The sequence below is a fragment of the Halorussus marinus genome, assembly GCF_004765795.1.
GTDB lineage: Archaea > Halobacteriota > Halobacteria > Halobacteriales > Haladaptataceae > Halorussus > Halorussus marinus.
Genome location: NZ_SBIV01000004.1, coordinates 218,654 through 238,774, shown reverse-complemented (window position 1 = coordinate 238,774; position 20,121 = coordinate 218,654). Strand labels below are relative to the sequence as shown.

Here is a 20,121-nt window from a genome sequence, read left to right as displayed (position 1 = left end):
GGCGTAACGGCCCAATTCCGGGCCGAGCGCGCCTCGAAATCGGCCCGCGTCGACCGCCGCGCCCGGATCTGGTCAGTCCTCGCGCTCGGCCAGCCAGTCGGCGAACTTCGCCAGCGCGCGCCCGCGGTGGGAGATGGCGTTCTTGCGTTCGGTGCTCATCTCCGCCAGCGTCTCGCCCTCGTGTTCGAAGATCGGGTCGTAGCCGAACCCGCCTTCGCCGCGGGGCGCGACGATGCGGCCGGGCACCGCGCCCGCGAACGTCTCGGCGCGCTCGCCGTCGTAGTACGCCACCACGCCCCGGAATCGCGCCCGCCGGTTGTCCTCCGGTTTTGCGAGCCGCCAGACGCGCTCGACGCCGACGGTGTCCTCGACGTACGCCGAATACGGCCCGGGAAATCCGCCCAGCGCCTCGACGAACAGGCCCGCGTCGTCGACGACGACGGGCTCGTCGCTTCCGGTCGCCTCGAAGGCCTCCCGGGCGCCGGCGACCGCGATCTCCGCGAGGTCGTCGCTCTGGATCTCGGTGTAGTCGTAGTCGATCTGCTCGACTTCGTCGGTCAGGTACTCGCGGGCCTCCCGAACTTTCCCCTCGTTGCTCGTCACGAAGCGTATCGCCATGGACGTGGCGTTGGCGTGCGGGCCGAAAGTAGGCGTCGGTTCGCCCGACGCCGGCCCCCACGGGCTCCCCGAATCGCAATCCCTTAGCGCTCGCGACGACTCCCTCCGGCTATGAGCACGATTCGGGTCGTGTGGGGAACCGCCACCGGCCCAACCGAGATGGCTTCCTACGACGCCGCGCTCGCGGACGCCAACGTCCACAACTACAACCTCGTGGCCGTCTCGTCGGTCGTCCCGGCGGACGCGGCGGTCGAGGCGGTCGGGACCGCCCCGGACCTCGGGCCCGCGGGCGAGCGACTCACGGTGGTCGAGGCCCGCGCGACCCGGGCGGGTCCCGGCGGCGTCACCGCGGGACTCGGCTGGACGACCGGCCCCGGCCCGGGGCTGTTCTACGAGGTCGCGGGCGAGGCCGACCCCGAGGACGTCCGCGAGCGCGTCGGGGCGGGGCTGGAAGCCGGCCGAGACCTCCGGGAGTGGACGTTCGACGACGAGCGGATCGAGACCGCGAGCGCCGACGCCGAGCCGGGAACGTACGCGACGGCGGTCGTACTCGCCGTCTACGGCGAGAGCGAGCCGATCTGTTGAATCTTCCGCGGTCGAGAGGTTTTATTAGGTGGGGCCCTAATGGACTGTCGTCAGATAGATGAACGGCAACACCCCCTACGCGGGTAGCCCCGGCGTGACGCAGGCCGGGCATCGCGCGAACACGGACGTCCCCGAACTCTCGGCCGAGCAGAAGGAGTCGCTTCGCACCAGCGTCGCCTCCATCGCCGCCCGAACGCGGGACTTCCTGCCCGACGAGTACGTCGTGGGCTCGCAGGTCTCGAACGACGGGAACGGCCCGCAGGCCCAGGTGGCGGTCCAGCCGCCGGTCGGCCACCCCGTCAGCGCCGGGTTCCAGCCCGACGCCGAGGACTTCGACGGCGACGACCTCGTTGCCCACGAGGAGACCGAAGTCGCCCGCGGCCTCGCCGCGAGCGCCGCTCTCCAGGTCAAGCAGGCCATGGGCGACGACATCACGCCGACGGCTCGATAGCCGGCCGCCGACTCACCCGCTTCGGTGGTCGAGTCGAAACCGACGGCTCGGCGACCGCGAGCGCCGACAGCACGACCCCCGCCCGAGCGAGAACCGAACGCCCCCGACGTGTTTTCAGAGCGTCATTCGGCTACCGGCGGGACCGTTCGGCGGTGAGCCACGGCTCGCACTTCAATGGCGGCCCCGTTTTTCGCATCGTGTTTAGTTTAGCGAGTTCCACCAGACGGCGAAGGCTTGGAGCCACGATTCCGCTGTTGTTGGATCGACATGGCTGAAACTATTACTAAACGAGGAAGTTCGGCGTTTTATCTCTCGGAAAACACGTTCGACAGCATTCCGATTCCCATGCCGAACGGTCTGGAATCGGAGCCCGACTCGCTGGAGTGCTGTTTTGAGATGCTGGGCGTGATCAACCAGAAACACCGCATCTTCAACATCGTGTTTCTCGCGTAACTCCTGCAGAAACCGTTCAGTCAACGCCGTTGTTGTCGTCGAAAACAACCGCATGTGCAGGAATTTGTTCGAGTCGGGATTGACGGCAGCGTACAGCCAGTACTGCTGGCCGTCGATGCGGATCACCGTTTCGTCCACCGCAATCTGATCCGGACTGGCGTCGATGGCGGGCTGTAGATTAGCTTTCTGCACCCAATCATGAACGGCTTTCCGTGACCGTTGGACACCGAACTTCTCAAGTTCATTAACGGTATTCGAAAGCGAGAGTCCAGCTAAATGAAGTCGAATACCGAGGCTCATCAGCTCGCTCGGTGTCCGCTCTCGCTCCACAAAATCTAACTCGATCCAGTCGCTACAGCCACTGAGGCGTGTGATTTCTGCCATAGACCAGCATAAAATCACCACGCCTCACTTTTCAGCCTTAACTAAACACGACCGTTTTTCGGCGTTCAAACCGTTTAAAGACGTAGTAGAAGTTCCCAGAAGTCCAATAAACCGGATTTATGGCATTTTTTTTAATACCTGGCAGCCCAGTACTAATTCGGGTTATAAACAGTCCGGAATACGTGGTCTCGGGGGCCCGATCACTTCCCCCAGAAGGGGTCGCGCTTGCGCTGTTTGTCGAGGTACATCTGGAGCGCTTCGAGTTCGTCGCCCGGGATGTCCTCCGAGAGCTCCTGTTCGAGGATCTTGGCGTGTTTCTCGGGGATCTCGATCCAGAGCTCGTCGCCCTCCTCGATCTGGCGACCGACAGTCGGCCCGTCGATCGCGACGCTGACCCGGTTGCCGCTTCGGGCCTCGTCGACGTCGTCGCCCTGCTCTTGGATCCCCTTGAGCTCGCCGACGCGCGTGGGCTCGTTGCCCTCGAACATCGCGACGTGGCTGTTCTTCCGGATCGTGCCCGAGAGGATCTCGACGCCGACCACCGCGGGGTCGTTCTGGCGGAACGTGTGATCGGGCAGGATCTGGAAGCGCGCGGGCCGGGTGATGTTGTCGAGGACCGTCTCCTGCTGGGCGCGCTCGCGCTCCTCGACGTACTCCTCGTACTCCTCGATGAGCCGGTAGATCACGTCGCTCTCGAACAGCTTCACGTCCGACTCCTCGGCCTGCTCGGCCGCGTCGGTCAGCACGTCGACGTTGAACGCGAGGATGGTCTTGTGCTTGTCCTCGGCCGCGGTGGAGGCGACGCTGATGTCGCGGGGCGCGACGTCGCCGACCTCCGCGCGCATGATCGGGATCTCGGCCTCCGCCATCGCGTTGGCGATGGCCTCCAGGCTCCCGAGGGTGTCGGCTTTCACGACCACGCCCTGCTCTTGGGTGGCGACCTCGATCTCGGAGAGTTCGGCCTCGACCTCGGCGATGACCTCGCCGATGTCCCGATCGCGGACCACCCGGACCGGCGCGCCGGCCATCGCGTCGTCGAGTTCGGGCGCGGCGATCTTCACCCCGGCGGCGGCCGCGATCTCCTCGACTTTCTCGAACCGGTCTTCGGTCCGGATCTCGGCGAGCGGGCGCGGCTTGAGTAGCGCGCGCACGTCGGTCACGATGGGTTCGTTCTTCCCGCCGACCACCACGGTCTCGTCCTCGCGCACGATGCCGTCGTACAGCACCACGTCGAGGGTCGTGCCGAACCCCTTCTCCTCTTTGACTTCGAGCACCGTGCCCGCGCCCGGGCCGGTCACGTCGATCGCCATGTCCTCTTTGAGATACCGCTGGGCCAGCCCCATCAGCACAGTCAGGAGGTCGGGGACGCCCTCGCCGGTCTCGGCGCTCACCGGCACCACGCCGATGTTGCCCCGGAAGTCCTGGACCCGCCAGTACATGTCCGCCGAGAATCCCTCGTCGCTGAGCTCGCCGATGATCTCGTAGAGCTTCTCGTCGAGGTCTCCCCGGACCCGGTCGCTCTGGTCGTCGTAGGTCTGCTGGACGGGGGTGTCCTCGTTCGGGTTCCACCCGGGCGTCGTGTCGATCTTGTTCGCGGCGACCACGAACGGCGTCTGGGACTGCTTGAGGATGTTGATCGCTTCGAGCGTCTGGGGCTGGAAGCCGTCGTTGACGTCCACCACGAGGATGGCGATGTCGGCCAGCGCCCCGCCCCGCGAGCGCAGGGTCGTAAACGAGTGGTGGCCCGGCGTGTCGATGAAAAGCAGGCCGGGGAGGTCGAAGTCGGTGGGGTCGACGAGGCTCCCCGCGACCTTCGACACCACGTCGAGCGGGATGGCGGTCGCCCCGATGTGCTGGGTGATCGCGCCGGCCTCGCCCTCGATCACCGTCGAGCCGCGAATCTTATCAAGCAGGCTAGTCTTGCCGTGGTCGACGTGGCCCAGCACCGCGACGATAGGCGTTCGAAGTCCTTGCGCGTTCTCGCGCGCGTCGGTGTCAGACATGGATACCACCCGGAGAGAAGGTCTCTTACTGTGAAGGTACCGGGCGCGGCATTTAACTTTTGCGAGGCTCCCCGCTCGGCGCCCGATCCGACCGCGCCCCGGAAATCGAGCGGTTGCGCTCCCGACGGCGCTCGTTGGCCGGGGCGACGCTCCCCGCCCGCACCCCAAACAGTTTATGTGGGTGCGCTCAATAACTGGCGGGTATGCCCGAAATCCTCGCCGAAAACCTCTCGGGGAAAGCAGTCATGGGGTCGGACGGGACAGAGCTCGGCATGTTGTACAACATCACGATGGACCTGAAGACCGGCGAACTCGCCGATCTCCTCGTCGAGCCCGACGAGGAGCTTGACGCCGGCTCGGTAGCGTTCGACGCCGACGACCGGGGCCGCTTTCAGGTACCGGTCACGCGCGTGCAGGCAGTCAAAGACTACATCGTCGTCCAGCGGTAAATGAACGTTCTAGACTCCTCTACGTTTATCAACGAGTACCACACCGACGAGCAGACCGCGACCATCCCGATGGTCCGCGAGGAGCTCGAAGACGAGAGCGCCTATCGCTTCGACGCGATGGAGGGATCGGGGATGCACATCCACATCCCCAGAGACGACACCGTCGAGAAGGTCAGGCGGGCGTCCGGGGAGACCGGCGACCGCGAGGAGCTGTCGACCACCGACATCCGACTCATCGCGGCCGCGTTCGAGCTCGACGCGACGCTCGTGACCGACGACTACGCGATGCAGAACGTCGCCGAGCACATGGAGGTGGCGGTCGAGGTGATCGCCCGCGAGGGCATCTCCGAACAGCGCGACTGGCGGTTCCAGTGTCAGGGCTGTGGTCGGGAGTTCGACGAGAACAAAGACCGGTGTCCGATCTGCGGGAGCGAACTCTCGCGCAAGAACCCCTCGAACGCCTAACTTTCGGGATCGATCTCTTCGAGCCCGACCGCCACGAGCTGTTCGAGGACCTCCTGAGTCGTGAGGTCGTACTCGCGAGCCAGCGCCTCGACCCGCTTTGCGCGGTCCGGATCGAAGGTAATCGAGTAACTACGCTCCATCGCTTCTTCCAAATGTAGCTGTCGTTGTTAAAGCTACGTCAGACGTGAAGCCGACGCGGGGCGGACGCCGGCGAGCCCGCCGCCCTCACACCAGTCCCGTCTGGCCGGCGAGTTCGAGGTACAGCGCCCCGAACGTCACCGCATCGTACGCGCCGTGGATGAAGATCGGAACGACGAGGTTCCCGGTTCGGCGGTACGCGACCCCGAGCACCAGCGACAGCACGAACACGACCGAGAGCGTCGCGAGGGTCGCGCCGACGTCGGGGCTGAGGTACGCGAGGACGTGGACGATCGCGAACACCACGCTCGCGGCCACCACCGCGCCCCGTTCGGAGAACGTCTCGTAGAAGGACTTCTGGACGATGTTGCGGTACAGCAGTTCCTCGCCCGGCCCGATGACGAGAAACGCCGTCGGGATCAGCCACAACAACAGCTCGTGATTGCCCTGCCGTGCCGCGCGCTCGATGCTGTGGCTGGCGGTAGTGATGCCGAGCTGTCCGAACGCGACGGTCAGGAGGTACTGAAGCCCCAACAGGATCGCGACGCCGGCGAGCGCGTAGCCCGCGTCGGTTAGATCCGGCGCTCGAACGTCGACGTACGACCACTCGCGGTCGGTCGCCCCGAAGTAGACCAGCGCGACCGTGGCGGTACCGAGCCCGAGTGCGACCGAGCCGACGACGAGCTGTTGGAGCCGACCGATCTCGCCGGGGACGACCGCGGCCCACAGCGACACCGCGACGCTCGTCCACGCGCTGATCGCCACCAGTCCGGCGAACCCGAGCCCGAGACCGCGGGCGAACGCCCCCATGGCGGCGCCGGCGCGGTCGGGAATCCCGCGAGCGTCGCCGTAGGCGGCGACCGCGCCGCCGACCCCGCCGATCAGTGCGAGCGCCACCCCGAGCGGCGAGGTCACGCCGGCCGCGACGCCGCCGACCGCGGTCGCGGCGTGGCCGACCACCGCGAGGCTGGCGACGCCCGCGAGCAGTCCGCCGGGGCCGGCGGCGAGCAGGCCGTGGCGCCGGAGCGAGAAGGCCGCGGTCACGGCCGCGCCGAGCCCGGCGAGGACGACGTTCTCGACCGGTCCGGCGCCCGCGGCGTCCCACGGCAGGCCCGCCGACGCGAGCGCGACGCCGCCGAGGGCGACTCCCGCCGTCGCGAACGAACGCTCTTCCATGCCACGGGGGACGAACGGCCGAGCTAAAGGCCCTGCGTTTGCGGTCTACTCGACGAGCAGTCGGGTCTTGTCGGCGACGGCGTCGACCTCCTCGAAGTCGCCCCCGCCCAGCAGTCCCCGGGCGGCCCGCTTGCCCCACTCGACCGCCGGCTGTGTGAACGTCTCGATCGCCGCGAGCTCGCCGTAGAGGACGCAAGCGGCCTCCATTCCGTAGAGGAGCTCGCCGAGCCCCCGCTCGTCGACCCGGTCGATCTCGAGCCGGACGCTGGGCCGGCCGGCCGCCGCGAGGCTTGCCTCGGTCGCCTCGAACTCGGCGTCGAGGAGCTCGCCGAGCGTCGAGCCCCCGAGGTACGAGAGCCCGTCGAGGTCGGTCTCGGGGATCGCCCGGTCGTCGCGGTTGGCGGGCCGGACGAGCGTGACCAGCTTGTCGCGCGGGCCGGCCCGATAGAGCTGAAGCTGGGAGTGCTGGTCGGTCGCGCCGAGCGCGCGGGCCGGCGTCTGGCCCCGACCGTCCTTCCCGAGACTCTCGGCCCACAGCTGTGCGAACCACTCCGCGAACGTCTCCAGGGACTCGGCGTAGGGCATCATCGCGTTGACCGCCGCGCCCCGCTGTTCGAGCGCGTAGGTCGCCGCGCCGTACGCGTAGGCGGGCGAGTCGTACAGCGAGCCCGCGAGCCGGTCGGCCTCCTCGCTCGCGCCCGCGAGGATCGCGTCGAGGTCGTGACCCTGAATGGCCGCGCACGCGAGCCCCACGGTCGACAGCGCCGAGAATCGCCCGGGGACGCCCTCGGGCACGTCGAGCGCGGGCAGATCGTGCTTCGCGGCGAGCCGCCGGAGGTTCCCCTCCTCGCCCGTGGTGACGAAGGTCCGGTCGGTCCAATCGACGCCGGCGTCGGCCATCGCCTCCCGGACGACGAGGAAGTTCGCGAGCGTCTCGGCGGTGGTGCCCGACCGCGAGACGACGTTGACCGCAGTGGCGTCGAGCGGGAGATCGTCGAGTAGCGCCGAGACGCGCTCGGGGTCGACGTTGTCGAGGAAGTACGCCTCGGTCTCGGCGTCGAGCGCGTCGGCGATCGTCGCCGCCCCGAGCGCGGAGCCGCCGATGCCGACGGTGAGCACCGCCTCGGCGTCCGCGAACGGCTCGACCGCCGCCCGGATCGCGTCGGGGTCTGCGGTCTCGGGGAGGTTCAGCGCGGCGTAGCCGTGCTCGCGGTCCGCCCGGCCCGCCTCGATCCGCTCGTTGGCGTCCGCGACGCGGTCGTCGAGCTCCTCGAGGGCTGTGCGGGAGACGCCGGGGTCGGCGACGTCCGAGAGTGCGTTGCCGAGGTCTACGCGCATGGTGTCGTCCGAATCCGCGTCGGGCGCCGACAAAAAGTGCGGTGGTCCGGGCCCGCCGCCGGCCGGGTCGACCCATCGCACCGCTTTTGAGCCCGTCGTCCCAACGTCCGGACGAGATGGCCGACCAGCCCGACGTCGAGGCCGACGCCCGGCCCCGGACCGACGACTCCCGGAGCCTCATCAGGGGGTCGTTTCGGACCGCGTTCGCCGAGACCGACTCCCGACTGCTCCAGTCGTACGCGGTCGTCGCCGCACTGCTGTCGGCGCTGCTCGCGACGTTCGTCGTGCTCGCGCTCCCGGTGTGGATCTTCGCCACCGTGGGCGGCTCGGAGTTCGCCACCTTCTCGCGGGCCTTCCTGATCGTCGGGGGAGCCTTGCTCCTCGCGGTGCTGATCGGGCCCGTCCTCTCGACCGCCCGCAAGCACCGCCGCGGCACCGCGAGCGCCCGCGCCGACCTGCTGGCGGCGCTCGCCGGCTACCTGTTCGTCGCCTCGCTGTACGTCTCGCTTTTGATCTCCGCACCGCCGGACGCCCGCGAGGCGCCGCCGGCGCTCCTCGCGCCCGCGGTGGAGTTCCTCTACGCACTCCCGGCCGTCTACGCGCTCGCGCCGCCGGCGCTCGGGATCGCGGCGATCCTCGCGGTCCACCGGCTCGCGCGGTAGCAAACGCAATCGGGAAAAGCGCGCGGCGCCTACCGACGCCCATGACCGACGAGTCCGAGAAGACGAGCACCTTCCTCGTCACTCACGCCGAGAACGAATCGGCGGTGCTGAAGGACGTCGAGGGCGGACAGGTCCACACCCTCTCGTCGAACCCCGGCGTCGAGGAGCGAGACGCCGTCGAGGCGACGGTCGCGCCCGACCCGCCGATGAACCTGACGTGGTCGGTGATCGAAGTCGACGAGCGGCGCCCGCTCGCGACCGAGCGGAGCGACGAGCCGCCGACGGTCCAAGAGCGCGAACTCGCGGACGCCCAGCCGGTCGGGGAGGTCGCCCGCGAGGAGCGGGCCGGGACCGGTGAGATTCACGTCCTGACCGTGCCGCCCGAGGACACCGAGAGCGCGGTCGAAGACGTCCTCGACGACGAAGCGACGCTCACGCGGGCCGCCCGGCTCGGGGTCTCGCGCGTCGAGGTCCGGTCGGAGGCGGGCGTGGTGAGCGTCCGCTACATGCCGTGAACAGACCGCGAGAATCTGTTTTTCGACCGCGTGAGCCACCGGTTCGCCGGCAGTGGTCCGGTCGAGCTGTTCGCCGCCGCCGTCGATCCGGGATGTCGAGCGAGTTCGATCCGAGACGGCCGAAAGGTGAAAGTTGATAGGAGGGGGTCGAATACCCGCCGCCATGTATCAGTGGCAGGCGACGTGGACCCCCGACGGCGACTCGACCGACGAGCGCCGGGTCGTGTTCGAAGCCGACTACGACCGACTCGCCGACGCCGACGTCGTCGCGAACGCGTATTCCGAGACCCGCCGCCAGAACGTCATCGACCCGTACGCGCTCACCAGATACTGGCGGCTCGCCGACCTCACGGGCACGTACGCCGCGATCGGCGACACGCTGGGCGAGACGGCGTACCCCGAACTCACGGCGTGGGTCGAACGCCGTCCCGAGGTCGTCGACGTGCGCCCGCGATCCGACGCCGTCGACGTGTTGCTCGACGCCGAGGAGAGCGGCCGTCGGCTCGAAGCGGAGCTTCGGGACCGCCTCGGCGCCGACGTTTCGGCTACCGTCGAACGCGCGACCACGCGCAAGCCGGGCACGAAAGGGACCGTCGGATCCGTCCCCCGGCTCCGACTCCGGACCGAGTTCCGCCTCGACGAGGCCGTCGAGAACCACGCGGCCGAGTAGCGGTCGGCGGCGATCCGGTCGTCGGAGAACGACTCACGACCGGGCCGAGGGTTGCGTCGCCACTCCGAGTGGGACGGAGATTGCGTCGCCACTCCGAGTGGGACGGGGCCGGGTCGGCGCGGGCGGGACACCCGATCTCGACGATCCCCGGACGCCGGGCTTACACCTCGTTCGGGCCGCCCTCGCTCTGGACCTGCCAGCCGCCGGCGATGTCGCAGGCCTCTCGCACCTCGTAGGTGATCTCGGTGTCCGGGCCGAACGTCTCGCCGCCTTCGATTCGCTCGACGCGAAGCGGCACGTCTAACGTGTTGCCACAACAGCCGACGCCGACGAACTCCTCCCAGACGTCGCCCTGCCTGACGCGGTCGGTCTTGGTCTTCCGGAGGAACCCTCGGAAGGAGGGCTTCTCGACCTGAAATCGGCCCCAGTCGCTCAGGTCCTCCGGGTAGGAGACGACCACCCGGTCGGCCGGCGAGAGGTCGCTGTGGCGGTCACGCAGGTCGGCCTCGGAGTCGGTCTCGGTTCCCATGCTCGGGACTACGCGCGCGAACGCTTTGAGCCTTGTTCCCGTGGGATACGTTGCGTGCCGTGAGCGGCGATAAGAACACTTATCCACGGCCGACCCACATTCCTCTCCCATATGGTAGCGTTCGAAGTGCCGGAGGTCGACTACACCCGGTACACGAACCGACAGCTCGCGGCGATCCCTCTCGCCCTGCTCGCCGTCGCGCTGTTGGTGCTCGCCGGGTGGTACGTCACCACCGGTGCGCCCGTACAGCTCGGCACCGAGTTCACCGGCGGTACCGAGCTCAGAGTCCAGACCGCGACGCCGTCCTCCGAACTCCCCGACCAGTTCGACGCCGACGTCGTGTCGGTCAGTCCGGTCCGGTCGGAGGCGAACACGTACATCGTCACGTTCCCGCCGGAGGCCGAGAACATCGCCGAGCAGGCGCGTTCTAACTTAGAGCCCACCCAGGCCTGCGCCCAGAACCCCGACTGCGACCCCGTCAAGTCGGTGCAGGGGACCTCCGCGAGCTTCGGGTCCTCGACCCAACAGCTCGCCCTCTACGGCCTCGGGCTCGCGTTCGCCGGGATGAGCGTGCTCGTGTTCCTGATGTTCCGGACGTTCGTCCCCTCGATCGCCGTCGTGCTCTCGGCGTTCAGCGACATCGTGATCCCGCTCGCGCTGATGAACCTCCTCGGGATCGAGCTCTCGCTGGGCACCGTCGCGGCCCTGCTGATGTTGATCGGGTACTCGGTCGACTCCGACATCCTGCTGAACAACCACATCATCCGCCGGTCGGGCGGCTTCTACGAGAGCACCTACCGGGCGATGCGGACCGGCGTGACGATGACGCTCACCTCGCTGTCGGCGATGGCGGTGATGGCGCTCGTCGCGTACCTGTTCGGCATCGATCTGCTGGCGTCGATCGGGCTCGTGCTCGTGCTCGGGCTCGCGACCGACCTGATGAACACCTACATGTTGAACCTGAGTCTGCTTCGCTGGTGGAAGTTCGAGGGGGTGGCCCGATGAACTGGCGCGACAACTGGCGGGTCATCCTGCTCGCGATCTTCATCGCGGTCAGCGTCTACGCGCTGGTCGCGCCCGGCGTCGGCGGTAGCGACGACGCCGCGACCAACGAGTCGCTGGTCGCGGAGGCCGGCGGCCCGACGAACCTCGCGTTCGGGCTCGAACTGTCGGGCGGGACCCGGATTCGGGCGCCCGTCGACGGCCAGACCGCCTACGAAGTCGACGTGCCCCGCGAGACCTCGCCCGGACAGATCGAGCGACGGGTGGCCGCGAACATCTCGGCCGCCGACGCCTCGGACGTGACCGTCCGGCTCGCCCAGTCGGCCAACGAGACGACGACGGTCGAACTCCTCGTGGGCAACGTCTCAACCGAGCGGTTCGGCTCGGCGCTCGATGCGGCGGGCTACGAGTACGACCGGATCCAGGCCGGCGTCACCGACGCGACCCGTAACACCATCGTCCGGATCCTCCGCGACAAGATCTCCCAAGCCGGGCTCGCCGGCGGCCGGGTCCAGGAGGTCCAGACCGCCGACGGCGAGAACTTCGTGGTCATCGAGATGCCAAACGCCAACCAGAGTCAGGTCGAGGACCTCGTCACCGAACGCGGGAAGGTCCAGGTCGTCGCCGGCTTCCCGGTTCAGGGCGACAACGGAACCGAGTACCGCCGAGTACCCCTGCTCACGCAGGGTGACTTCAGCCGGATCAGTTCGGCCCAGGACTCGGCTCGCCGGGGACCCCACGTCCCGCTCACGCTGGAAGAAGACGCCGCCCGGAACTACTCGAACGCGATGAACGAGTTCGGGTTCACCGGCGAGGGCGTCGAGTCCTGTCGGTACCGCGACGACCCCGAGAACCCCGGCTACTGCCTGTACACCGTGGTCGACAACGAGACCGTCTACGCCGCGAGCATGGGCTCGGGTCTCGCCAGAACGATGCAGAGCGGCGAGTTCGTCCAGGACCCCGGATTCATCATGCAGACGACGAACATGTCCGAGGCCCGCGAGCTCCAGATCCACCTGAACGCGGGGTCGCTCCCGGCGGCGCTGAACCTCGACGACGGCACCTCGTACTTCCTCGCGCCCAGCCTCGCCGAGGAGTTCAAGCTCTACTCGCTGATCACCGGGCTGGTCGCGGTGCTCGCGGTCGCCCTCACCGTCTTCTTCCGGTACGGCGATCCGAAGGTCGCCGCGCCGATGCTGGTGACCGCGCTCTCGGAGGTCGTCATCCTGCTCGGGTTCGCGGCGGCGGTCCAGTTGCCGCTGGACCTGAGTCACATCGCGGGTTTCATCGCGGTCATCGGGACCGGGGTCGACGACCTCATCATCATCGCCGACGAGGTGATGGCCGAGGGCGACGTCAACTCCAACCGCGTCTTCCAGAGCCGGTTCCGGAAGGCGTTCTGGGTCATCGGTGCCGCGGCGGCGACCACCATCATCGCGATGAGCCCGCTCGCCGTGCTGTCGCTCGGCGACCTCCAGGGCTTCGCCATCGTGACCATCCTCGGCGTCCTCGTCGGGGTGTTGATCACGCGGCCGGCGTACGGCGACATCCTCCGGCGACTGATGACCGACACGTAAGAACGCCACCGCGCCTCCCGCCTCGTTATCAGCGCTGGTAATTGGTGTCAACTTATTTAATTCGCGTTTCGAACCAAAGGGTATGGACGCCATCTCGTCTCGGTTTTTCTCTTCGAATCGAACGCCCGCGATGATATCGGGTTCCGGGGTACTGTTCGTTCTCATCTTCGCTGCGGAGTGGGTGGTGTTCAAGGGAGTGAACGTGAACGCGTACCTCTCGACGGGGTTTCTCGTCAGCCTCTCGATCACCCTCTTGGCCAGTGCGGTGATTCTGTACGGCGGGTACTGGCTCCACCGGAGTGAACTCACTCCCGACCGGTATCCGCGCATCGAAACGTGGTTCTTCGGCGGGATGGGATTCTACCTCGGCATAAACGCCCCGATAATGGCGGTCTGGTCGCCGGACTCCGCCCTGGTCCTGGCCGGGTGGGTGCGCTTTACGGTGACCGTCGGCGGCATCGGAGGCCTCCTCGTGGGCGTCGTGGAGGCCCGCTCCATCCAGCGCGAGCGCGCCGCCGAGCGTGCCACCGTCCGCGCCGAGCAGGCCGAGATGCACCACCAGCACCTCGATTACCTCAACAGCCTCCTCCGACACGAGGTGCTCAACACCGCCAACGTCATCACGGGCTACGCCTCGATGGTCCTCGACGACGCCGACCTCGACGACGACGCCCGCGAACGCCTCGAAACGATTCACCGGCAGGGCCGGGACATGACGGGCGTCATCCGGGACGTGAAGGTGCTGATAGCCGCGACTCGGGGCACCGTCGAGTTGCGAGACGAGAACCTCTCGGCGATAGTTCTCGCCGAGGTGGCGGACCTCCGAGCCACCGCCGAGTCGGTCGAAATCGAAGCGTCGGTCCCGGCCGACGTTCGCGTCGAGGCCGACGACCTCCTGCCCCGGGTGTTCTCGAACCTGCTCACGAACGCGGTCGAGCACAACGACAGCGAGACGCCGCGGGTCGAGGTTATCGTCGAGGAGTCGGCGGAGACGGTGACGGTCCGGGTCGCCGACAACGGCCCCGGAATCCCCGCCGACGAGCGCGACGCGCTGTTCGAGCGAAGCGACAACACCGGCGGCACCCACGGCCTCGGGCTCTACCTCGTTCGGACGCTGGTCGAGCGCTACGGCGGGACGGTCGAACTGGTCGAGACCGGCCCCGACGGGACCGCGTTCGCGGTCGAACTCCCCCTCTCGGACGACCGGGCCGAATCGACCGGCGGGGATCGGTTCGTCTCGGGCGACCGCGACCGGGTCTCTCCCGACCCCGCTTAGAACTCCGCCAGCCCCGACTGCTCGTGGGCCGCCAGCACGTCCTCGCAGGTCGACCAGCTCCGGCGCGCACATTCGGGCAGTTCGGCGTGCTCTGCGACGTAGCTCGCGAGGAACTCGCGGGTCGTCGGGTCGCTCGGGTAGCCCGATCCGACCTCGCCGTACTCGGCGGCGAGCTCCGCGACGTGGGCATCGCGGGCCACCTTGGCGAGGACGCTCGCCGCGCCGACGACCGCGTGACGCTCGTCGGCGCCGTGTTCCGCGGTCAGATCGACGTCGGCGTCGACCCGGTCGGCGACCCGTCGGGCGAACCGTCGCTCGCTGGTGTCGCCCGCGTCGACGACCCCCGACGCGCCGTCGGCGGCGACCGCCGAGAGCGCCTCTGCCTGGGCCGCGACGGTCAGGGTGTTCATGTCGGTCTCGGGGTCGTCGATCCGGTCGGTCGGGACCTCCGCGACGCCGACGGCGACCCGGTCGTCGGCCCGGAGACCCGCCGCGAGCGCCTCGCGGCGGTCGGGCGCGATGCGCTTCGAGTCGTCCACGTCAGCGGGCAGGACCGCGGGGTCGGCGACCGCGACCGCGGCCGCGAACATCGACCCCAACACCGGACCCTTGCCCGCCTCGTCTACGCCGAACACGCTCGCCGAGTTGGACGACACCCGGCAAAATCGTTTCCGTTCGCCGGCGTCTCACCCCGAGCGCCCGCCCCGTTCGACGTAGTAGTACAGCCCGAGGGTGATCAGCGGCGTGACGACCAGCCAGAGCAGGTATTCGAGCCACAGTTCGCCGAACGCGGTCACGTCGATCCGGACGGTCCCGCCGTTGTGAAACGCGAGCCACCACGCGAGGTAGGCGAAGACGCTCAGCCCGAACATCGAGAAGATGCCCAGAATCTCGACCACGTCCTTGAGGCGGGCGGTGTCGGTCATGGCGCGTATCGCGCGATCGGCGTCGCGGCGGGGGACTCCGCTGGCGCCGTCGTCGCGTGACCGACGACGGCTCGCACGAACTTGGTTGTTGAGCGCCTATGGACGTTACGCTCACACGATCACGCGTTAGCGCCGACCTGAGTCCCGGCGTGAGAGCTCCGGGACGATAGCCGGCGCTATCGGTCGCGGAACGCGACGACCGCGCCGGCCGCGAGCGCCGCGAGGACCGCGACGAGCAGGAACACGGCCGAGAGGGCCGGACCGTCCGAGCGGTCGGCGCCCCCGTCGCCGTCGTCGGCCGATCCCGGATCGGTCTGAGCCGACGTTCGGTCGACCGTCGTCTCAGTCGCCGTCGACGCGGTGTCGGCCGACCCGTCGGCGACGGTCGTCGTGGTCGCGAGCGACGTCGAGTCGGCCCCGTCGCCGTCGCTGGTAGCGGCGTCGGTGTCGTCGTCGCTGTCGGGGTCGCCACTGCTCTCACCGTCGGCGCCGACGACGTCGGCGTCGCCGTCGCCGTTCGCGTCCTCACTGTTTTCTTGTGCACCGTCGCCTTCGGCGTCGTTCGCTCGAACGTCGAGCGTCGCGCCGGTCTCGTCGGTCACCGTGTACGCGGTGCCGTCCTCGTCGCCGAGTTCGGACACCGAGAGGGCCAGATCGGTCGCACCCGCCGCCTCGCCTTCGACCGTGACGGTCGCGACGACCACCGATCCGGCGTCGCTGGTGTTCATCAGCGCGGCCTCGATGTCGGCCGACGAGCCGTCCTCGGCGACTTCGACCGACTCGACGGGATCGCCGGCGAGTTCGACGCCCGTGATCGCCGCGACGTCGGGGTCCGCCACCGAGACGGTCGCGGTGTAGGCGCCGACGCCGCCGTCTGCGCTGTCGACGACCACGTCGAACGTCGCGGTCTGGCCGACCGCGGTCCGCTCGGCGGCCGACGAGAGGCCGACCGCCGCCCCGCCCGCGGCGCCGACCGCCGGCACCGCCAGCACGAGCGCCACGAGCCCCGCGACCGCGATCGTCGCGGGTCGCGTCTCGATCGTTCTCGTCATGAGGGTCAGGCCCCCAGCTCCTGGCTGTAGAGCGCCTGCACGTCGAGGATGCTGAACGACCCGTCGCCGTTGAAGTCGAACGCGCCGGGGTTGTTCGCGACCGTCGGGTCGTTTCGGGCGCTCCAGAGCGCTTGCACGTCGGTGATGTCGACGGCGCCGTCGCCGTTGACGTCCTCGTAGACGCCGTCGCCGTCGGGGTCGGCGGCCGGATTCGCCGCGTCGCCGACCACCAGCTCCGAGACGTCGAGCGTCGCGCCGACGGTCTCGGTCACCACGTAGGCGGTCCCGCCCTCGGTCCCGAGCGCCGAGACGGTGAGATCGAGGTCGGTCGCGCCCTCCGCGGCCGTCTCGACGGTGACAGTCGCGAGGGTCACCGACCCGGTGTCGCCGGTGTCCATGAGTACTGACTCGACGCTCACCGACGAGCCGTCCTCGGCGATCTCGACGTCGCTGAGACCCTCCGTGCCGTTCTCCGCGAGCGACGCGTCGGTGATGGCGGCGACCTCGGTGTCGGCGACCGACACGGTGAAGTCGGTGACTCCGATGCCGCCGTCTGCGGCGTCGACGACCACGTCAAATGTCGCCATCTGATCGACGCCTGCGAACTCGCTCGACGGCGAGAGACGGGCGGCCGTCGACGGTCCGGCGGGCTGTTGGCCGTCGTCCTCGGCGACGGTGACGGTCGTCTCGGCCGCGTCGGTCACCTGCGTGTCCTCGGCGTCGAGCGCCGACGCCTCAGCCGTGAGGGTGTACTCGCCCGCGGGCACGTTCGAGGGGACCGCCACCACGTACTCGACGGTGTAGACGGCATCGACGTCGCCGGCGAGCCAGACCCACTCGCCGGTGGCCGGCTTGTAGCTCGCGGGGCCGTCGGCGGTCTGGCTCTGAACGCTCCAGCCGTCGGGCAGGTCCACCGCGAGCGCGGGCGCGTCGAGTCCGGTCGCGTCGACCTGCGCGGTCATCGTCACCGTTCCGCCGGGCGCGACCTGACCGCTCGCTGACTGGCTCACCGACACGGTCGTCGGGTCGGGATCGGGCTCCGGCTCGGGATCGGTCGTGGAGTCGTCCTGGACCGTCACCGTGGAGCCGTCGGTGGCCTCGACGAACGCGTCGGTCTCGGGGTCGATAGCCGAGCCGTCGGCACTCACGGTGTACTCGCCGGCCGCGGCGTCGTCGGGGACGGCGACGGTGTAGGTCACGGTGTACTCGCCGCCCGAGAGCCCGACCCACTCGTCGGTGGCGGACTTGTACGTGAACGGCCCGTCGGTCGACTGGCTCTGGACGCTCCAGCCGTCGGGCAGGCTCACCGCGAGCCCGGGCGCGTTGTAGCCCGTCGCGTTGATCGTCGTTTCAAGGGTGACCGTCTCACCGGGGGCGACAGTCGTGGTCTCGGGCGTCTGTGCGAGTCCGATTGCGCCGGCGGGTTGGGGGATCGCGGCCGCGGGGCCGATCGCGGCGACCGCCACCAGCGCGGCGACGGCGAGCGCGAGCGCTCGCCCGAACGTGGCGCCGACCTCGCGGGTCACGGGGACTCACCCCCGTTTGCGACCGTCGCGTTCTCGACCCACAGGTCGATGAGCGTCTGTATCGTCTGGGTGTCTATGGTCTCGCCGTCGGTGTCCGGAACCGGCTCGTCGTTCACCCACCAGCTGATCGCCTGCTGGATCTCGCCGGTGTCGACCGTGCCGTCCTGACCCGCGACCGCCTCCGGAATCGACTGGGGCTGTTGTTGGTCCTCGATCACCTCGACGGGCTTCGTCACCGCGTCGGTCGCGCCGTCGCCGTCGGCGACCGTCAGGGTCACGTCGTAGGTACCGGCCTGATCGAACGCGTGCGAGACCGTCTGGCCCGACTTCTGGATTGGGGCGGTCTCGGCCCCGTCGGTCGCGGCGACCGACACGTCGTCGACGTGCCAGTAGTCGCCGGACGTGACCGACGCGCCCTCTTGCCGGAATCGGAGTTGGAAGCCGTCGTGGAGCGCGGCGTCGGCCTCGACGGTGAAGTTCGTCGTGAACTCGGCGCCGGACTCGACGGTGTCCTCGACGCGGTCGAGTTCGACCCAGTCGCCGTTCTGGTCGAGGTACTCGACGATCAGGTCCTCGCCGGTGTTCGGGTCGGGGTTCTCGCTGAACGCGTCAGAGCCCTTCTGGATCCAGTAGCTCACCGTCAGCGAGTCGGCCTCGCTCGCGTCGAGCGCGGGCGAGACGAGCGCGCCCTCACCGCCGTAGTGGGAGGCCGACTGGCTCCCGGAGTTCGCGGTTGCGTCGTCGACGCCCGCGGTGGCACCGCTCTCGATTGCGTCGTGGGTCCACCCGTCGGTCGCGAGCGACCCGCTCTCGAAGTCCGAGTCGAGTAGCGTCGACTCCTCGGGACCTGCGGTGGCACCCTCGATCGTCCACTCGTAGCTCAGGTCGTCGTCGGGGTCGCTCGACCCCGAGGCGTCGAAGCTGACCGATTCGCCCGGGACGGGCGAACTCGGGTCGACTGCGAAGTCGGCGGTCGGCGGCTGGTTGTCGGCGCTCGCGGTCACGGTCACGGCCACCGAATCGGTGTCGGTCGCCTGCCCGTCGCCGACTTCGACCTCGAAGGTCAGCGTCGCGTCGCCGTCGAGGCCCGACGCGGTGAAAGACGGCGTGGGGGTGTCGGCCCCGATCAGCGAGACGCTGGGACCGCCCGTCTGGGTCCACGCGTAGGTCAGGTCGTCGCCGTCGGGGTCGCTCGATCCCGAGGCGTCGAGCGCGACTGTCTCACCCGCCGGGACCGTCTGGTCGTCGCCCGCGTCGGCGGTCGGCGGCTCGTTCGCGGGCGCGGTCGGCTCGACGGTGACCGTCACCGCGTCGGCGACCGCGGTCTCGCCGTCCGAGACTGTCAGCTCGAAGACGACGTCGGTCGGGCTCTCGACGTCCGGCGCGGTGAACGACGGCGCCGGGACGTCGGCGTCGCTCAGCGAGACGTCGGGACCGCCGGTCTGAGTCCACGCGTACGACAGGGTCGCGTCGTCGACGTCGGTTCCCGACCCGGATAGCTGGACCGTGCTCCCTTCCGCGACGGTCTGGTCGTCGCCCGCGTCGGCGGTCGGCGGATCGTCGACCGGTTCGACCGTCACGGTCACCGCGTCGGTGGTCGTCGTCTGACCGTCCGAGACCGCGACCTCGAAGGCGTACGTCTGGGTCTGCTGGGGCTCGTCGGGCGCGTCGAACGACGGCGTGGGGGTGTCGGCCCCGGTCAGCGAGACGCTGGGACCGCCGGTCTGGGTCCACGCGTAGGTCAGGTCGTCGCCGTCGGGATCGCTCGATCCCGAGGCGTCGAGGCTGATCGTCGCGCCCTCCTCGACGGTCTGGTCGCTCCCCGCGTCCGCGTTCGGCGCCTCGTTTTGCTGGACCGTGATCGTCGTCTCGGTCGTTTCGGTCACGCGCTCGCCGGTGTCCGGGACGATCCCCGAACCCTCTGTCGAGAGGGCGTAATCGCCCTCCGAAGCGTCGGCGGGGACCGCCACGGTGTAGGTCACCGTGTGGTCGCCTGAGAGCCAGACCCACTGGCTCTCGGCGGGTTTGAAGTTTCCGCCGTCGGCCGACTGGCTGGTGACTGTCCAGCCGTCGGGCGCGCCGACGTCGATGGCCGGGCCGTTGAGGCCCGGTGCAGTCACCGTCGCCTCGACGGTGACGACGTCGCCGGGCGCGACCGTCGCGTCGCCCTCGACCGATTGAGCTATCGATACGCCTGCCTGCTGGGCGCCGCCGATCCCCACCGGCGCGAACGCCGAGAGCAGGACCAGCAACGCGAGGCTCGCGGCGGTGAACCGCGTTGACCTCTGGGTGTTTTTCGTGTTCATTGTCGACCACCCTCCGCGGT

The 20,121-nt window shown here is 69.0% G+C and carries 22 protein-coding genes; 10 read left to right on the top strand and 12 right to left on the bottom strand.

Annotated features, from left to right (window positions below; all coding sequences use genetic code 11):
* Nucleotides 1–72: 72 nt before the first annotated feature.
* Nucleotides 73–618, bottom strand: a complete 546-nt coding sequence (locus tag EPY72_RS10330) for an XTP/dITP diphosphatase (RefSeq protein ID WP_134670205.1) — start codon at nucleotides 616–618, stop codon at nucleotides 73–75.
* 111 nt (nucleotides 619–729) lie between these two features.
* On the opposite strand from EPY72_RS10330, the gene EPY72_RS10325 reads away from it, so the two are divergent.
* Together EPY72_RS10325 and EPY72_RS10320 are read left to right on the top strand one after the other, a co-directional pair.
* Entirely contained in the window at nucleotides 730–1,203 is a 474-nt protein-coding gene (locus EPY72_RS10325) for a pyruvoyl-dependent arginine decarboxylase (protein ID WP_134670203.1), read from the top strand.
* 58 nt (nucleotides 1,204–1,261) lie between these two features.
* Nucleotides 1,262–1,654, top strand: coding sequence for a DUF5811 family protein (locus EPY72_RS10320; RefSeq protein ID WP_134670201.1), 393 nt, complete (start codon nucleotides 1,262–1,264; stop codon nucleotides 1,652–1,654).
* A 201-nt stretch (nucleotides 1,655–1,855) separates the two neighbouring features.
* Here the strand turns inward: EPY72_RS10320 and EPY72_RS10315 are convergent, their stop codons facing one another.
* Together EPY72_RS10315 and infB are read right to left on the bottom strand one after the other, a co-directional pair.
* A complete protein-coding gene (locus EPY72_RS10315) occupies nucleotides 1,856–2,491 on the bottom strand; it encodes an IS6 family transposase (protein ID WP_135806349.1) in 636 nt (211 codons plus the stop codon).
* 200 nt (nucleotides 2,492–2,691) lie between these two features.
* Nucleotides 2,692–4,494: a translation initiation factor IF-2 gene (infB, locus tag EPY72_RS10310; protein WP_134670199.1), complete on the bottom strand. Its 1,803-nt coding sequence runs from the start codon at nucleotides 4,492–4,494 to the stop codon at nucleotides 2,692–2,694.
* Nucleotides 4,495–4,697: 203 nt separating this feature from the next.
* Between infB and EPY72_RS10305 the strand changes: the two genes are divergently transcribed.
* Together EPY72_RS10305 and EPY72_RS10300 are read left to right on the top strand one after the other, a co-directional pair.
* Nucleotides 4,698–4,943 carry a PRC-barrel domain-containing protein gene (locus EPY72_RS10305; RefSeq protein ID WP_134670197.1) on the top strand — a complete coding sequence of 82 codons (246 nt, stop codon included), beginning with the start codon at nucleotides 4,698–4,700 and terminating at the stop codon, nucleotides 4,941–4,943.
* Nucleotides 4,944–5,408: an NOB1 family endonuclease gene (locus tag EPY72_RS10300; protein ID WP_134670195.1), complete on the top strand. Its 465-nt coding sequence runs from the start codon at nucleotides 4,944–4,946 to the stop codon at nucleotides 5,406–5,408.
* Here the strand turns inward: EPY72_RS10300 and EPY72_RS10295 are convergent.
* The 3 genes from EPY72_RS10295 to EPY72_RS10285 form a co-directional block, all read right to left on the bottom strand.
* Complete coding sequence (locus EPY72_RS10295; protein ID WP_134670193.1) at nucleotides 5,405–5,548, bottom strand: CopG family transcriptional regulator; 144 nt, start codon at nucleotides 5,546–5,548, stop codon at nucleotides 5,405–5,407. The genes EPY72_RS10300 and EPY72_RS10295 overlap by 4 nt on opposite strands.
* Before the next feature lie 85 nt (nucleotides 5,549–5,633).
* Nucleotides 5,634–6,722, bottom strand: coding sequence for a CPBP family intramembrane glutamic endopeptidase (locus tag EPY72_RS10290; protein ID WP_135806348.1), 1,089 nt, complete (start codon nucleotides 6,720–6,722; stop codon nucleotides 5,634–5,636).
* 45 nt (nucleotides 6,723–6,767) lie between these two features.
* Nucleotides 6,768–8,060: a glucose-6-phosphate isomerase gene (locus tag EPY72_RS10285; protein ID WP_135806347.1), complete on the bottom strand. Its 1,293-nt coding sequence runs from the start codon at nucleotides 8,058–8,060 to the stop codon at nucleotides 6,768–6,770.
* A gap of 116 nt (nucleotides 8,061–8,176) precedes the next feature.
* Here EPY72_RS10285 and EPY72_RS10280 point away from each other — a divergent pair, with 116 nt between their 5' ends.
* From EPY72_RS10280 to EPY72_RS10270, 3 genes are all read left to right on the top strand, one after another.
* A complete protein-coding gene (locus EPY72_RS10280) occupies nucleotides 8,177–8,722 on the top strand; it encodes a DUF8056 family protein (protein WP_209019574.1) in 546 nt (181 codons plus the stop codon).
* Nucleotides 8,723–8,763: 41 nt separating this feature from the next.
* On the top strand, nucleotides 8,764–9,237 hold the full coding sequence (locus tag EPY72_RS10275) for a DUF5812 family protein (RefSeq protein WP_134670187.1): 474 nt from the start codon (nucleotides 8,764–8,766) through the stop codon (nucleotides 9,235–9,237).
* 163 nt (nucleotides 9,238–9,400) lie between these two features.
* Nucleotides 9,401–9,907, top strand: a complete 507-nt coding sequence (locus EPY72_RS10270; RefSeq protein ID WP_135806346.1) for a hypothetical protein — start codon at nucleotides 9,401–9,403, stop codon at nucleotides 9,905–9,907.
* Between the two features lie 160 nt (nucleotides 9,908–10,067).
* Here the strand turns inward: EPY72_RS10270 and EPY72_RS10265 are convergent, their stop codons facing one another.
* Nucleotides 10,068–10,436: a DUF7968 family protein gene (locus EPY72_RS10265; RefSeq protein ID WP_134670183.1), complete on the bottom strand. Its 369-nt coding sequence runs from the start codon at nucleotides 10,434–10,436 to the stop codon at nucleotides 10,068–10,070.
* A gap of 111 nt (nucleotides 10,437–10,547) precedes the next feature.
* Here EPY72_RS10265 and secF point away from each other — a divergent pair, with 111 nt between their 5' ends.
* The 3 genes from secF (at nucleotide 10,548) to EPY72_RS10250 (ending at nucleotide 14,291) form a co-directional block, all read left to right on the top strand.
* A complete protein-coding gene (secF, locus tag EPY72_RS10260; RefSeq protein ID WP_134670181.1) occupies nucleotides 10,548–11,441 on the top strand; it encodes a protein translocase subunit SecF in 894 nt (297 codons plus the stop codon).
* Nucleotides 11,438–13,015 (top strand): preprotein translocase subunit SecD, encoded by a 1,578-nt coding sequence (locus tag EPY72_RS10255; protein WP_135806345.1) that lies wholly within the window; start codon nucleotides 11,438–11,440, stop codon nucleotides 13,013–13,015. The genes secF and EPY72_RS10255 overlap by 4 nt, the downstream gene beginning before the upstream one ends.
* Before the next feature lie 130 nt (nucleotides 13,016–13,145).
* Nucleotides 13,146–14,291, top strand: coding sequence for a sensor histidine kinase (locus EPY72_RS10250; protein ID WP_167599427.1), 1,146 nt, complete (start codon nucleotides 13,146–13,148; stop codon nucleotides 14,289–14,291).
* Here the strand turns inward: EPY72_RS10250 and rnhB are convergent.
* The 5 genes from rnhB to EPY72_RS10225 all read right to left on the bottom strand — a co-directional run bounded on the left by rnhB (nucleotide 14,288) and on the right by EPY72_RS10225 (nucleotide 20,101).
* Nucleotides 14,288–14,926, bottom strand: coding sequence for a ribonuclease HII (gene rnhB / locus EPY72_RS10245; protein ID WP_135806344.1), 639 nt, complete (start codon nucleotides 14,924–14,926; stop codon nucleotides 14,288–14,290). The genes EPY72_RS10250 and rnhB overlap by 4 nt on opposite strands.
* A gap of 51 nt (nucleotides 14,927–14,977) precedes the next feature.
* On the bottom strand, nucleotides 14,978–15,217 hold the full coding sequence (locus EPY72_RS10240) for a hypothetical protein (protein WP_135806343.1): 240 nt from the start codon (nucleotides 15,215–15,217) through the stop codon (nucleotides 14,978–14,980).
* A gap of 176 nt (nucleotides 15,218–15,393) precedes the next feature.
* On the bottom strand, nucleotides 15,394–16,269 hold the full coding sequence (locus EPY72_RS10235; protein WP_135806342.1) for a hypothetical protein: 876 nt from the start codon (nucleotides 16,267–16,269) through the stop codon (nucleotides 15,394–15,396).
* Nucleotides 16,270–16,274: 5 nt separating this feature from the next.
* Nucleotides 16,275–17,795 (bottom strand): dockerin type I domain-containing protein, encoded by a 1,521-nt coding sequence (locus tag EPY72_RS10230; protein WP_135806341.1) that lies wholly within the window; start codon nucleotides 17,793–17,795, stop codon nucleotides 16,275–16,277.
* Nucleotides 17,792–20,101 carry a PKD domain-containing protein gene (locus EPY72_RS10225; RefSeq protein WP_135806340.1) on the bottom strand — a complete coding sequence of 770 codons (2,310 nt, stop codon included), beginning with the start codon at nucleotides 20,099–20,101 and terminating at the stop codon, nucleotides 17,792–17,794. Before EPY72_RS10225 ends, EPY72_RS10230 begins: the two co-directional genes overlap by 4 nt.
* Between the last annotated feature and the right edge of the window lie 20 nt (nucleotides 20,102–20,121).